Below are 14,232 nucleotides of genomic sequence, written 5' to 3'. Positions count from 1 at the left end.
TCTTGTGATGAGCAGCCCTCTTGTGATGACCAAGGCTGTTGTGATGAGCTGTCCTCCTGTGATGAGCAAGGCTGTTGTGGCGAGCGGGCTTGCCCCGCGTTGGGGTGCGCAGCGCCCCCACTACATCCGCCGCGTTGTTTCAGGCAAACCGCAGTGTGTGGGGATGGGGCTGCTACGCAGCCCAACGCGGGGCAAGCCCGCTCGCCACAAGGAGCCCGCTAGCCACAACCAATCCCACTTTCCACATGAAGCCCACTAGCCACAACCAATCCCACTTTCCACAAGGAGCCCGCTAGCCACAACCAATCCCACTCTCCACATGAAGCCCACTAGCCACAACCAATCCCACTTTCCACATGAAGCCCACTAGCCACAACCAATCCCACTTTCCACATGAAGCCCACTAGCCACAACCAATCCCACTTTCCACATGAAGCCCACTAGCCACAACCAATCCCACTTTCCACATGAAGCCCACTAGCCACAACCAATCCCACTTTCCACAAGAACCCCACTAGCCCCAAGTCCTGCCTCAGTGGGCAAACAGCGAGTTGCCCTTCTGCCCTGCGAGCTTCTCGGGCTTGATCAGGAAGCGCGCCAGTGCTGGCAGGAGCCACAGCGCACCGAACATGTTCCACAGCAGCATGAAGGTCAGCATCAGGCCCATGTCGGCCTGGAACTTGATCGCCGAGAAGATCCAGGTGCACACGCCAATCGCCAGGCACAGGCCGGTGAACAACACGGCTTTACCGGTCGACTTGAGCGTCTGGTAATAGGCTTCCTGCAACGGCAACCCTGCACGCAGGAAACTTTCCAGGCGACTGTAGATGTAGATGCCGTAGTCCACGCCAATCCCCACGCCCAACGCTACCACCGGCAAGGTCGCGACCTTGACGCCGATGCCCATGAACGCCATCAGCGCGTTGCCCAGCACCGAGGTCAGCACCAGCGGCAGCACGATGCACAGGGTCGCCGCCCAGGAACGGAAGGTGATCATGCACATGGTCGCCACGCACAGGTAGACCAGGATCAGGATGGTCAGCTCGGCCTCCTTGATCACCTCGTTGGTGGCGGCCTCGATCCCGGCGTTACCGGCAGCGAGCAGGAATTCCAGCCCGTCCTTGTTGTTCTCCTTGGCGAAGTCCTGCACCGCATGCACGGCGCGATCGAGGGTCGCGGCCTTGTGGTCGTTGAGGAACACCAGCACCGGGGCGAGCGAGCAATTGTTGTTGTACAGGCCATCGGCACGGGCGATGGAGTTGTTGAGCACGTCGGGGTTGCGCGACAGGGTTTCCCATTTCAGGTTGCCCTCGTTCATGCCCTTGATCATCTGCTTGGACACGGTCACCAGCGAGATCGCCGATTGCACGCCTTCGGTGTTCTGCATCTTCCACATCAACTGGTCGATGGGATCCATGGCTTCGTAGCGCGAGCAGCCTTCGGCCTTGGTCTTGACCATCACCACCAGCACGTCGGAGCTGGTGGAGTAATTGTTGATGATGAAGTTGTTGTCCTTGTTGTAGCGCGAGTCCGGACGCAGTTCCGGGGCGCCCTGGTCCAGGTCGCCGATCTTCAGGTTCTGGCTGTACCACAGGCCGCCACCGAAGGCGATCAGCGCCAGTACGATGGACACCGGCGCGACCTTAGCGCTGGCGAAGTTCGACAGCAGGCGCCAGAACGGGTGATCGCGGTTGGCGTCCTTTTTGCTCTTGGCAATCGCGCGTTTGCTGATGCCGACATAGGAGATCGCCACCGGCAACAGGATCAGGTTGGTGAACACGATCACCGCCACGCCGATGGAGGCGCCGATGGCCAGTTCGCGGATCACGCCGATGTCGATGATCAGCAGCGTGATGAAGCCCACCGCGTCGGCGAGAATCGCGATCATGCCCGGCAGGAACAGTTGCCGGAAGGTGCGGCGTGCGGCCGTCAGCGCGTTGTCGGCCTCACTGGACTGCAGGGCGATACCGTTGATCTTCTGCACGCCATGGGAAATCCCGATGGCGAAAATCAGGAACGGCACCAGCATCGAATACGGGTCGAGGCCGAAACCGAAAAAGTGCATCAGCCCCAGCTGCCAGACCACCGCCACCAGCGTCGTGCTGAGCACCGCGATGGTACTGCGCAGGCAGTTGGTGAACCACAGCAGCAGGATCAGCGTGATGACAAAGGCCACGCCGAAGAACAGCACCACCATGATCAACCCGTCGATCAGGTCACCGACCTTCTTGGCGAAGCCGACGATGTGGATCTGCACGTTGGGGTTCTGTTCCTGGAACTTGGTGCGGATCTTGTCCTCAAGCTCGTGGGAAAATTTCTGGTAGTCCAGGGCCAGCAGCTTGCCCTGGTCCTGCGGGTCCGGGTAGGACTCCAGCAGTGGAATGTCGACAATGCTCGACTTGAAATCGTTGGCCACCAGGCGCCCGACCTGGCCGGACTTGAGCACGTTATTGCGCAGCTGGTCGAGGCTTTCCGGCGAGCCGTTGTAGCTCTGCGGGATCACTTCACCGCCGGCAAAACCTTCTTCGGTCACTTCGGTCCAGCGTACGCTGGGGCTCCACAGCGACTTGAGGCCCGAGCGGTCGACGCCGGAGATGTAGAACACCTCGTCGTTGATCTGCCGCAGGGTCTCCATGTACTCCTTGGTGAAGATGTCACCGTCCTTGGCCTCCACCGAGATGCGCACGGTATTGCCCAGGTTGGCCAGGTCGTTGCGGTGCTCCATCATTTTTTCGATGAAGGGGTGCTTGAGGGGGATCATCTTTTCAAAGCTGGTGGACGGGCGGATCAGCGTCGCCTGCCAGAACAGGAAAATACTCACCAGCAGGCAGATCACGATCACTGCCGGACGGTTGTTGAAGATCAGGCGCTCAAGAAAGGTCGCTTTATCGTTGTGATGACTGCTCATTCTTTCCCCGCCTTTTTTATTGTTTTGCCAGTTCAGCGCCAGTCGCAGTGGCAACACGCACGCCACCCTGCCCGGCCAGAATCAAGTTGCCATTGCCTGCTGCCGTCACCGACGAGAGGGAAATGCGGTCCGGGCGATTGAACACGCTGAAGGTCTGGCCGTCGTCATGACTGACCACCACGCTGCCGCCATTGCCGACCACCACCAGCGATCCGTCGTCGAGCAAGGTCGCCCCCGACAGGCCAAACTCCAGGGCACCGCGTGCCGCCGGCAGTTCAACCTGCTCCCAGGTGCTGCCGAAATCGGTGGAGCGGTAGAGATTGCCGCGCAGGCCGTAGGCCAACAGGGTCTGCGGCTGCGCCGTGCTGATCACGCCAAACAGCGAGCCCTCGTAGGGGCCTTCGAGCTTTTCCCAGGTCTGGCCGTCGTCGCTGGAGCGGAACATGCTGCCCTGCTCGCCGACGATAAACAGGCCGGCGTCCTTGATGTGCGCAATGGCGTTGAGGTGGAACTGGTCTTCGTTGTCGAGGCGGTCGCTGACGTCTGCCCAGGTCTTGCCGCCGTCGTCGGTCGCGATCAGCGCACCGTAGGCGCCCACGGCCAGGCCGTGCTCGGCATCCTTGAACCACACGTCGAGCAGTGGCGCTTCGCGCTTGAGGTCCTGGTATTGCTGGGTCCAGGTGGCGCCGCCGTCTGCACTGGCGAGGATCTGCGCATCATGGCCGACTGCCCAGCCGTGCTTGTCATCGACGAAAAACACCGCCGTGAGCAGCTGCCGGGTAGGCACTTTGGCTTGGGTCCAGGTACTGCCCTGGTCATCGGAATAGAGGATATGCCCGCGATCACCGACGGCCACCAGGCGCTTGCCGGCATGGACGACATCGATCATCAGGCCTTTGGCGGCCTTGGGGGATTCAATCGCAAAAGTGGTATCGCTGGCGGCCTGGGCAACAGTCGGCAACGCGACTGCCCCAAACAGCGAGAGCGCTGCGGCCAGCAACGCAACCTTGCGTGCGGCGCGTGGGCGGCAAACAACCCAACCCATGACAGGCTCACTCATAGACCTTTCTCCCGATTTATTATTGTTAGGTCGTCTTGCCTTCCTGGCGCCTGAAACCTGCAATCTAGAGCGCCTGAAGGAAGCAGGGGCCATCCTATCGGGCTTTCGAATCGTCTGACAATCGGCGCTACGTTATCTTTTGTTAACTGGCGGCGTTTGGCCACGTGCTGAATATGGCGCCATCAGTCGCACTGATTGATCGTTTACCGCTGCCGAGGCGTGACGAGTGACGCGGAGCGTCAGGGGCTGCATTGCCACGCAGAGCGTGGGAACGATCAACCTTCCGCTCAATGAATTTTTATTCCATATCTTGAATTATGTGAATTTTTATTCCATTAATAGCCACCTGAAAACAATAAACCAAAGGACCACGGCTATGCGTGAACTCGGAATCGGCTTGATCGGCACAGGCTTCATGGGCCGCGCCCATGCCCTGGCATTCAATAACGCCCGGGCGGTATTTGACCTGCCGGTACACCTCAAGCTGGCCGCCCTGGCCGATGCCGATACCGAGCGCGCCCAGCGCTGCGCCAAGGCCTGGGGCTTTGCCCAGGCCCACGGCGACTGGCAGGCGCTGATCGATGATCCTGCCGTCGATGTCGTGGCCATCACCACCCCCAACCACCTGCATTACCCCATGGCCATGGCCGCAATTGCGGCCGGCAAGGCGGTGTACTGCGAAAAACCGCTGGCCGTCAGCCTCGAACAGGCCGACGCCATGCGCCGCGCCGCCCGTGCGGCCGGGGTGGTGACGCGGGTCGGCTACAACTACCAGCACAACCCGATGATCGGCCTGGCTCGGCAGATGATTGCCAACGGCGATCTTGGCGAAATCATCAGCTTCCAGGGCGAGTTCAGCGAAGACTTCATGGCCGACCCGGCGTCACCGTGGTCATGGCGCTGCGAAGTGGCGCATGCCGGCGGCGCGCTGGCGGACCTGGGCAGCCACTTGCTGTCGATGGCGCACTATCTGGTGGGCGATGTGGCCAGCGTGTGCGCCGACACCCAGACCGTCCACGCCCAGCGCCCTGCGGTACACGGCAGCGATGAGCGCAAAGCCATCGCGGTGGATGACCAGGTGCATGCCCTGCTGCGCTTCGCCAATGGCGCGCGCGGCACGGTGAGCAGCAGCTGGCTCAAGCATGGCTACAAGAACCACCTGAGTTTCGAGATCAGCGGCACCCTGGGCACCTTGGCCTTCGACCAGGAGCGCTTGAACGAACTGCGCCTGTGCCGTGCCGGCCAGGACGGTTTCCAGCGCCTGCTGGCAGGCCCCGCCCTGCCCGGCTACGCAGCGTTCAGCCCGGCGGCCGGGCACCAATTGGGGTACAACGAACTGAAGACGCTGGAAGTCCAGGAGTTGATCATGGCCGTGGCCGGCCAGGGGGCGGACGGCACCGACTTTGACGCCGCGTGGGCAGTGGAACGGCTGGCCACCGCGATTCGCGTCGCGGCCCGTGAAGAACGCTGGGTAACAGTGGACACGGTTTAAACATTGGAATACACCCCAAATGTGGGAGCGGGCTTGCTCGCGAAGGCGCTGGATCAGTCACCCAATTCATTGGCTGACACACCGCTTTCGCGGGCAAGCCCGCTCCCACAGTTTTGATCGTTGTTCGGCTTGGGATTCGCGGTGCCGCGCCCACATTTCCACCGACGGCACAACCCGGTTCCAACCTTGGATTGCAAGCCAAATGTGGGAGCGGGCTTGCTCGCGAAGGCGCTGGATCAGTCACCCTATTCATTGACTGAAACACCGCTTTCGCGGGCAAGCCCGCTCCCACAGTTTTGATCGTTGTTCGGCTTGGGATTCGCAGTGCTGCGCCCACATTCCCACCGACGGTACAACCCGGTTCCAACCTTGGAATACGAGCCAAATGTGGTAGCGGGCTTGCTCGCGAAGGCGCTGGATCAGTCACCCTATTCATTGACTGACACACCGCTTTCGCGAGCAAGCCCGCTCCCACAGTTTTGATCGTTGTTCGGCTTGGGATTCGCGGTGCTGCGCCCACATTTCCACCGACGGCACAACCCGGTTCCAACCTTGGAATACACGCCAAAAATGTGGGAGCTGGCTTGCCTGCGATAGCGGTGTGTCTGTCACCCTAGTCATCGCGGGCAAGCCAGCTCCCACAGGGGCCGGACCTTCAGCTCCGCAAGGCGCGGCGCAGGACTTTGCCGACGGTGGTTTTCGGCAATTCCGTGGTTCGGAATTCCACATACTTCGGCATCTTGTAGCCCGTCAGGTATTCACGGCAATGGGCGAGGATCTGTTCCTGGGTCAGGTTCGGGTCCTTGCGCACCACGATGATCTTGACCTTCTCGCCGGTCACGCCATCTTCCACGCCAATCGCCGCGACTTCCCCGACGCCGGGGTGCAAGGCCACCACGTCCTCGATTTCATTCGGGTACACGTTGAAGCCCGAGACCAGGATCATGTCTTTCTTGCGGTCCACCAGGCGGATATAACCGCGCTCATCCATCACCCCGATATCACCGGTCGACAGCCAGCCTTCGGCATCCAGCACCTCGGCGGTTTCCTTCGGTCGCTGCCAGTAACCCTGCATCACCTGCGGGCCGCGCACTTGCAGTTCGCCCTGCTCGCCGAGTTCGGCCAGCTCGCCGTCTTCGCGAACAAACCGCACCCAGGTCGACGGCAACGGCACGCCAATGCTACCGGTGAAGTCCATCTCGCGCATGCGGGCGATGTTGATCGGGCTGATGCTCACCACCGGCGAACACTCGGTCAGGCCGTAGCCTTCGATGATCGGCAGCCCGGTGACTTCCTTCCAGCGCTTGGCCACTGCCGTGTGCGTGGCCATGCCACCGGCGATCACCATGCGCAGGTCGGAAAAGTCCCGCGCGCAGAACTCCGGGTTTTCCAGCAAGCCATTGAACAGCGTATTGACCCCGGCAATCCCGTTGAAGCGCTCCTTGCGCAGGATCATCTGCACGCGCTTCACATCCCGCGGGTTGGCGATGAGGATGTTGCGCCCGCCCAGGCACATGAACATCAGGCAGTTCACCGTCAGCGAAAAGATGTGGTACAGCGGCAGCAGGGTGACGTTGGTTTCCTGCTTGTCCTGGTCCAGTTGATCGCCGACCCAGGCCTTGGCCTGCAGCAGGTTGGCAATGATATTGCGGTGGCTGAGCATCACGCCCTTGGCGTCGCCCGTGGTGCCGCCGGTGTATTGCAGGAAAGCCAGGTCATCAAGGTGCATGCCCACCGGAAAATGGTTCACCCCCCGGCCCTGCTTGAGCACCTGATTGAAACGCACCGCGCCGCGCAGGTTGAACGTGGGCACCTGCTTTTGCACGCGGCGCAGGATGAAGTTCATCGCCGCACCCTTGAGCGTACCGAGCAAGTCGCCGATGGCCGCCACCACCACGCGCTTGACGCTGCTGCCACCGATGACTTTTTCCAGGGTGTGGGCGAAGTTTTCGAAAATCACCACGGTTTCGGCGCCGCTGTCCTTGAGCAAATGCTTGAGCTCATGGGAGGTGTACAACGGGTTGACGTTGACGACTACCGCGCCGGCCAGGATCGTGCCCAACAGGCAGATCGGGTACTGCAAGCAGTTGGGCATCATCAGCGCCACGCGGTCGCCCGGCTGTACGCCCTGGCCTTGCAGCCAGGCGGCAAAGGCAATGCCTTGCACGTGCCAGTCGGCGTAGGTCATTTCGGTGCCGATGCTGACGTAGGCGACCCGCTCGCGAAACTTCTCCAGGTGCTCCACGAACACCTCGCGCAACGACGGGTAGTCCTCGATAGCAGCATCGATGTCTGCCGGTACGCCGGGCAGGTAAGCGTTCAACCAGATCCGTTCGGTTTGTTCCTGGCTTACAGCGTTCATGGCAGTCTCCTTGTTGTTGTTTTTGATAGAGCTACTTTTCGACGATGGCAGTAATGCCCAACCCGCCCGCCGCGCAGATCGAAATCAGGCCGCGACCGCCACCCCGCTCATGGATAGCCTTGGCCAGCGCCGCCAACTGCCGGCCACCGGTGGCGGCAAACGGGTGACCACAGCCCAGCGAGCCGCCGTTGACGTTCATTTTGCTGCGTTCGATCGGGCCGAGCGGAGCCTCCAAGCCTAGCCGCTCGCGGCAATAATCGGCGTCCTCCCAAGCCTTGAGCGTGCACAGCACCTGGGCGGCGAAGGCTTCGTGGATCTCGAAGAAGTCGAAGTCGGCAAAGCTCAGCCCTTCGCGCTTGAGCATGCGCGGCACTGCATAGGCCGGAGCCATCAGCAGGCCTTCGGTGCCGTCGACAAAATTCACCGCCGCCGTTTCGCCAGTGCGCAGGTAGGCCAGCACCGGCCAGCCATTGGTCGCTGCCCACTCTTCACTGGCCAGCAACACCACCGAGGCGCCATCGGTGAGCGGCGTGGAGTTGCCCGCCGTGAGCGTGCCGTTCTGCCGGTCATAGGCCGGGGACAGGCCGGCGAGCTTCTCCAGGCTCGCGTCGGCACGCAGGTTATTGTCGCGGGCCAGGCCGCGATGGGGGCTGATCAGGTCGTCGAAAAAGCCGCGTTTATAGGCAGCGTCCAGACGCTGGTGGCTGGTCAGGGTCAACTCGTCCTGCGCCAGGCGCTTGATCTGCCAGCGCTTGGCCATTTCTTCGCAGTGCTCGCCCATCGACAAGCCCGTGCGCGGCTCGCCGTTGCGGGGCAGCAGCGGCTTGAACAACATCGACGGGCGCACTTTCAGCAATGCCTTGAGCTTGTCGCCCATGCCCTTGGCGCGATTGGCCGCCAGCAGCGTGTGGCGCAGGGATTCGTTGATGCCGATGGGCGCATCGGAGGTGGTGTCGGCGCCGCCGGCGATGCCCACTTCGATCTGGCCCAGGGCAATCTTATTCGCCACCAGCAGCGCCGCTTCCAGGCCGGTGCCGCAGGCTTGTTGCACGTCGTAGGCCGGGGTTTGCGGCGACAGCGTGGTGGACAGCAACGACTCGCGCGCCAGGTTGAAATCGCGCGAATGCTTGATCACCGCGCCGGCGGCGAACTCGCCCAGGCGCTGGCCGTGCAGGTTGTAGCGGTCGACCAGGCCTTGCAGCGCCGCCACCAGCAAATCCTGGTTGCTGTCATGGGCGTACACGGTGTTGGAGCGGGCAAACGGAATGCGGTTGCCGCCGATGATCGCCACGCGGCGCGTCGGGGCCGGGTTGAAGCTGTAGTCACTCATCTAAGGCTTTCCAAATAAAGAGCCCACGCATATGGGGTTTGTCGCCGGCAGCATTGCGCACCTCGAATGCACGGCGCGGGCCGGTCACGGGGTGGCTCCACAGGGCGACCTGGCCGGGCAGGTAGATCGGCAGTTTGAAATCGCAATGGGCTTCGGCCTGGTCCAGGCCTCCCGGCGGTTGCTGGGCGGCGAGCGCTCGGCCAAGGGTCCACATGCCATGGGCGATGGCGCGGCGAAAACCGAAGATTTTCGCGCCGATCACCGAGGTGTGGATCGGGTTGAAATCCCCCGACACCTTGGCGAAACGTCGGCCCAGGTCGGCCGGCAATACCCAGCGTTGCGTGCGCAAAAGGCCCTCTTCCGGCAACTCCAGCGCCTCGCCCCACGGCTCGCCGAGCGGGTTCTTCACGTCGCGGCGCAGGTACAGGCTGTCGCTTTCCCACACCAGCGCATCGGCACTGTAGGCACGGGTGGCGATGCTCAATGCCTGGCCCTTGGGGTGCGCGACCCAGCGCTCGGCGTACACCTCGATGCGCAACGCCTGGCCTGGGTGCAACCGCTGGTGCTGCCGAATGCGGTTGGCCAGGTGCACCATGCCGCTGGCCGGGTACGGGAAGCTCGGCCGGGTCAACAGCATCAGGTGCAACGGGAACGCCAACACATGCGGGTAGGACAACGGCACCCCCTGCTCGTGACGAAAGCCACACGCACGGCCATAGCCGGCAATGCCGGTGGCGCTCAGCTCCACCGCCGGGCGCACCAGGCGCTCCTTGGGCAGCACCGGCACACCGTCGAGCTTGGGCTTGCGCAGGGCGCGCACGCCATCCAGCAGCAGGCGGGTGCGCGAGGGTGGCGGGTCGATGATCTGCGTCACGTAGTCCATGGCTCAGGCTCCCAGCAGGCTTTGCCCGCACACGCGTACGACTTGGCCATTGATTGCGCCGGATGCCGGGTGTGCCAGCCAGGCGATGGTCTCGGCCACATCGATCGGCTGGCCGCCCTGGGACATCGAGTTCATGCGCCGCCCCGCTTCGCGAATCATCAACGGGATTTTTGCGGTCATCTGGGTTTCGATAAACCCCGGCGCCACCGCATTCACCGTCACCTGTTGCGCCGCTGCTTGCCGGGCCAGGCCTTGCACCAGGCCAATCACGCCGGCCTTGGAGGTCGCGTAGTTGCTCTGCCCGAGGTTGCCGGCGATGCCGGAAATCGACGACACGCACACGATGCGCCCACCAGCGTTCAGGCCCTGGTGGTCGAGCAGCGCCTGGCTCAGTTGCAACGGCGCTTCGAGGTTGACCGCCAGCACACTGCGCCAGGCTGCCTCGGTCATCTTCGCGATGGTCTTGTCGCGGGTGATCCCGGCGTTGTGCACCACCACATCGAAGGCGCCGTATTGGCTGATATGCGCCTGCAACAACGCGGTGGCATCGGCAGCGGTGATATCCAGCGGCAGGGCCGAGCCGCCGACACTGCTGGCGGCTTGCTGCAGCGCGTCGTGGGCCTGGGGCACGTCCACGCAGACCACATGGGCACCGTCACGCGCCAGCACTTGGGCGATGGCCAGGCCAATGCCACGCGACGCGCCGGTGACCAGCGCGCGGCGGCCGGCGAAGGGCTTGTCCCAATTGACCGTGACGTGACCGTCCACCGGGGCTTCCAGGCGCACCACTTGCCCGGACACATAGGCCGACCGGCGCGACAGGAAGAACCGCAGGCTGCTGTCCAGCGCCGCCTCGGCCCCCGGCGCCACGTACAGCAACTGCACGGTGATGGCCCGGCGCAACTCCTTGGCCAATGAGCGCACCAGGCCTTCGAGGGCGCGCTGCGCGATGGCCTGGGGCAAATCGGCGCAGTGTTCCGGCGCCGTGCCGAGCACCACCACGCGACCGTGCTGGCCGAGGCGCTTGGCGTTGGCGTGGAAGAATACATACAGCTCGTCGAGTTGCTGCAGGTCGGTCACGCCGCTGGCATCGAACACCGCGCCCTGCACTTTCACCGTGGACGGCGCCTTGAGCGTGGCCGCAGTGGCGGTGACCGTGTCGGTGTCGCCGAAAATACGCTGCACTTCGCCGGCCAGGCGCCCTGCCCCGGCCAGGATCACCGGGTTGGCGAGGCCTTGCTGGCCGCTGCGATGGCGTTGCAACGGCAAGGGTTGGGGCAAACCGATGGCCCCGGCCAGGCGGCGGCCCCAAGGAGAACTGACGAACGCTAGATAGCTGTCACTCATAGATAGATCCACTCACAACACATTCCTGCCTTGTAAACCCGATCAATGTGGGAGCTGGCTTGCCTGCGATGGCAGCGGCCCGGCTTGACTGATAGACCGAGTCGCCTGCATCGCAGGCAAGCCAGCTCCCACACTGAGCGTGTTCATTCAGTACCACTCAATTGACCGAGGCGTTTTCACCCTGGCTGGACTTGCGCTTTGCCGGCGGTTCCAGCGCTTGCTTGCGCTGTTGCAACGCCTCCAGCAAGCCGAAGTCCTGCGGGAAGTCGTCCACCTGGATGCCGTGATCGGCGTATTCCACGTAGCGCCCCAACAAGCTGTCTTCGTCGTCGCTGATCAGGTCCAGCGCCCGCGCCTTGACGCGCCAGGCGGTGAAGGCCGTGGCCGAGATCGGCATCGGCTCGATCAGCCCCTGCTTGACCGCAGGCTTGAGGCGAGCATCGATCAACTCGACTTGCGGCAACAGGCGGAAGCCGAGTTCGCCGTAGGCCAGCTTGTCGATTTCCGGACGCGGGATGTAGGAATTGGCCAGCAGACGGTCGCGGGTTTCGCCGGGGGTCTGCACCACATCGGCCACCTGGGCCAGCAGGCGATCCGAGGGTTTGTGCAGGGGAATGCCGAATGGGAAACTCAAGCCTCGCACCACTGCGGCGGCGGCTTTCGACGGGTAGTTGTCGAGCACTTCGGCCAGCGCTTCATGGCCGCGCAACAACGCGTCCTGCGCCGCCCAATGCACCAGCGGCAAATCCGCCTGGGGCCGACCGTCGTCCTCGAAGCGCTTGAGTACGCAGGACAGGATGTACAGCTGCGAGAGAATATCGCCCAGGCGCCCGGTAATACTTTCCTTGCGCTTGAGGGCACCGCCCAGCACGCCCATGGAAATATCCGAAATCAGCGCCAGCACCACCGACAGGCGATTAGCCTGGCGATAGTAGGACGCCAACGCCGGGTCGGTCTTGGCCGGGGCGGAAATCAGCCGCCCGCCCGTCAGGGAATGCACCGCTGCACGCACGGTATTGGCCAACACAAAGCTGATATGGCCGAACATCGCGCTGTCGAAATCTTCCAGGGCCTTGCGCCGGTCCGGGTGGCGCGCCGCTTCCATCTCGCGGAACACATAAGGATGGCAGCGGATAAGGCCCTGGCCAAAGATGATCAGGCAGCGCGTCATGATGTTCGCGCCTTCCACCGTGATGGCGATGGGGCTCTGCTGGTAGGCGCGCGCGAGGAAGTTATTGGGCCCCATGCAGATGCCCTTGCCGGCGACAATGTCCATGCCGTCGTTGACGATAATCCGCGCCCGTTCGGTGACGTGGTACTTGGCGATGGCCGAGATCACCGACGGTTTCTCACCGGCGTCCAGGGACGCCACCGAGACCTTGCGCACCGCATCGCAGGCATACAAGTGCCCGGCCATGCGCGCCAGCGGCGCCTGCACGCCTTCGAACTTGCCGATGGGCAGGCCGAACTGCTTGCGCATCGCCGCGTAGGCGGTGGTGCCGCGTACTGCGACCTTGCCCAGACCGACGTTGGCCGAAGGCAGGGAAATCGCGCGTCCGGCGGCCAGGCATTCCATCAACATGCGCCAGCCGTTACCGACTTGCTCGCGACCACCGATCACCCATTCCAGCGGAATGAAAACATCCTTGCCGGTGGTAGGACCGTTCTGGAACACCGCGTTGAGCGGCCAGTGGCGACGGCCACTATTGACGCCTGGGTGCGACGTCGGGATCAGCGCACAGGTGATGCCGAGCGAACCGGGAGCGCCTAACAGGCCTTCCGGGTCTTCGGCGCGAAACGCCAGGCCAAGCACCGTGGCGATCGGGCCCAGGGTGATGTAGCGCTTGTCCCAGGTCACGCGGAAACCCAGGACTTCCTCGCCTTCATGCGTGCCTTTGCAGACGATGCCCAGGTCGGGAATCGCCCCGGCGTCCGAGCCCGCATACGGGCTGGTCAGGGCAAAGCACGGGATGTCTTCACCACGCGCCAGGCGCGGCAAGTAGTAGTTGCGCTGGGCATCGGTGCCGTAGTGCAACAGCAACTCGGCCGGACCGAGGGAGTTGGGCACCATCACCGAGATCGCCGCCGCCGAGCAGCGCGTCGACAGCTTCATCACCACCTGCGAATGCGCATAGTGGGAGAAGCCTTTGCCACCGTACTGCTTGGGAATGATCATGCCGAGGAAGCCGGCGTCCTTGGTGTACTGCCAGCCTTCGGGCGACATGTCCTGCCAGACCTGGGTGGTTTCCCAGTCATTGGCGATGTCACAGAGGGTTTCCACCTCATTGTCGAGGAAAGCTTGCTCCTCCGCGCTCAGGCTGGCCGGCGCAGCTTGCAGCAGGCGCTGCCAGTTAGGCTTGCCGCTGAACAGCTCGGCGTCCCACCACACGGTGCCGGACTCGATGGCCGCGCGTTCGGTGTCGGACATCGCCGGCATGATCGTACGAAACAGGCCGAGGGCCTTGCTGGTCAACAGCGTGCGGCGTAGCGGTTTGAGGGTCATCAGCAAAGCCGGTAACACCACCAGCACCGCCGCGACGGTGGCGCCGAACGCCGCCACCACGTTGAACAGGTAACCAATCGCCAACCAGACCAGGCCAGCGCCCAACCACAGGGTGGCAGCGGCTTGTCGATACGCCAGGGCAATCGCAGCTGCGAAACCCACCAATAACCAGATAACCATGGGATACCTCGACTCGATTCAGGGCGTGGTTTACGTGCGGAAGGTCGGATTGACCTGCGGCGTAAAGCCACACTACAAACTTGGAAAGCTAAATTCAAATTTTGTTTTGAAATTTTTATTTAATGCTTGGGCGAAAAAATTGGCGGCTGAAAGGGTCAGCCTGATGG

The 14,232-nt window shown here is 62.9% G+C and carries 8 protein-coding genes; 1 reads left to right on the top strand and 7 read right to left on the bottom strand.

Annotated features, from left to right (window positions below):
- Positions 1-532: 532 nt before the first annotated feature.
- Both C9990_RS13710 and C9990_RS13705 read right to left on the bottom strand, forming a co-directional pair.
- Positions 533-2,908 carry an RND family transporter gene (locus tag C9990_RS13710; protein ID WP_065907861.1) on the bottom strand — a complete coding sequence of 792 codons (2,376 nt, stop codon included), beginning with the start codon at positions 2,906-2,908 and terminating at the stop codon, positions 533-535.
- Positions 2,909-2,924: 16 nt separating this feature from the next.
- Positions 2,925-3,953 carry a YCF48-related protein gene (locus C9990_RS13705; RefSeq protein WP_177410370.1) on the bottom strand — a complete coding sequence of 343 codons (1,029 nt, stop codon included), beginning with the start codon at positions 3,951-3,953 and terminating at the stop codon, positions 2,925-2,927.
- Between the two features lie 391 nt (positions 3,954-4,344).
- Between C9990_RS13705 and C9990_RS13700 the strand changes: the two genes are divergently transcribed.
- The gene (locus C9990_RS13700) at positions 4,345-5,460 is read left to right on the top strand and encodes a Gfo/Idh/MocA family protein (RefSeq protein ID WP_065907858.1); all 1,116 of its coding nucleotides are present in this window, start codon (positions 4,345-4,347) and stop codon (positions 5,458-5,460) included.
- A gap of 655 nt (positions 5,461-6,115) precedes the next feature.
- On the opposite strand, the gene C9990_RS13690 is transcribed toward C9990_RS13700, so the two are convergent.
- From C9990_RS13690 to C9990_RS13670, 5 genes are all read right to left on the bottom strand, one after another.
- The gene (locus C9990_RS13690; protein WP_106803614.1) at positions 6,116-7,822 is read right to left on the bottom strand and encodes an AMP-binding protein; all 1,707 of its coding nucleotides are present in this window, start codon (positions 7,820-7,822) and stop codon (positions 6,116-6,118) included.
- 31 nt (positions 7,823-7,853) lie between these two features.
- A complete protein-coding gene (locus C9990_RS13685) occupies positions 7,854-9,152 on the bottom strand; it encodes an acetyl-CoA C-acetyltransferase (protein WP_106803613.1) in 1,299 nt (432 codons plus the stop codon).
- A complete protein-coding gene (locus C9990_RS13680) occupies positions 9,145-10,035 on the bottom strand; it encodes a MaoC/PaaZ C-terminal domain-containing protein (protein ID WP_106803612.1) in 891 nt (296 codons plus the stop codon). The genes C9990_RS13685 and C9990_RS13680 overlap by 8 nt, the downstream gene beginning before the upstream one ends.
- Positions 10,036-10,038: 3 nt before the next feature.
- Positions 10,039-11,382 carry a 3-oxoacyl-ACP reductase gene (locus tag C9990_RS13675; protein WP_106803611.1) on the bottom strand — a complete coding sequence of 448 codons (1,344 nt, stop codon included), beginning with the start codon at positions 11,380-11,382 and terminating at the stop codon, positions 10,039-10,041.
- A gap of 157 nt (positions 11,383-11,539) precedes the next feature.
- Complete coding sequence (locus C9990_RS13670) at positions 11,540-14,065, bottom strand: acyl-CoA dehydrogenase (protein ID WP_106803610.1); 2,526 nt, start codon at positions 14,063-14,065, stop codon at positions 11,540-11,542.
- Positions 14,066-14,232 lie beyond the last annotated feature (167 nt).

The organism is Pseudomonas sp. S5D5 (assembly GCF_003013355.1).
Classification (GTDB): Bacteria; Pseudomonadota; Gammaproteobacteria; order Pseudomonadales; family Pseudomonadaceae; genus Aquipseudomonas; species Aquipseudomonas aylmerensis.
The sequence above is the reverse complement of the archived record's forward strand: the minus strand, read 5'-3'. Positions and strand labels throughout refer to the sequence as shown.

What these genes read in the sequence shown, in the direction of transcription:
- C9990_RS13710 (WP_065907861.1), bottom strand. Translation starts at nt 2,908, where the DNA reads ATGAGCAGTCATCACAACGATAAAGCGACCTTTCTTGAGCGCCTGATC.
- C9990_RS13705 (WP_177410370.1), bottom strand. Translation starts at nt 3,953, where the DNA reads ATGGGTTGGGTTGTTTGCCGCCCACGCGCCGCACGCAAGGTTGCGTTG.
- C9990_RS13700 (WP_065907858.1), top strand. Translation starts at nt 4,345, where the DNA reads ATGCGTGAACTCGGAATCGGCTTGATCGGCACAGGCTTCATGGGCCGC.
- C9990_RS13690 (WP_106803614.1), bottom strand. Translation starts at nt 7,822, where the DNA reads ATGAACGCTGTAAGCCAGGAACAAACCGAACGGATCTGGTTGAACGCT.
- C9990_RS13685 (WP_106803613.1), bottom strand. Translation starts at nt 9,152, where the DNA reads ATGAGTGACTACAGCTTCAACCCGGCCCCGACGCGCCGCGTGGCGATC.
- C9990_RS13680 (WP_106803612.1), bottom strand. Translation starts at nt 10,035, where the DNA reads ATGGACTACGTGACGCAGATCATCGACCCGCCACCCTCGCGCACCCGC.
- C9990_RS13675 (WP_106803611.1), bottom strand. Translation starts at nt 11,382, where the DNA reads ATGAGTGACAGCTATCTAGCGTTCGTCAGTTCTCCTTGGGGCCGCCGC.
- C9990_RS13670 (WP_106803610.1), bottom strand. Translation starts at nt 14,065, where the DNA reads ATGGTTATCTGGTTATTGGTGGGTTTCGCAGCTGCGATTGCCCTGGCG.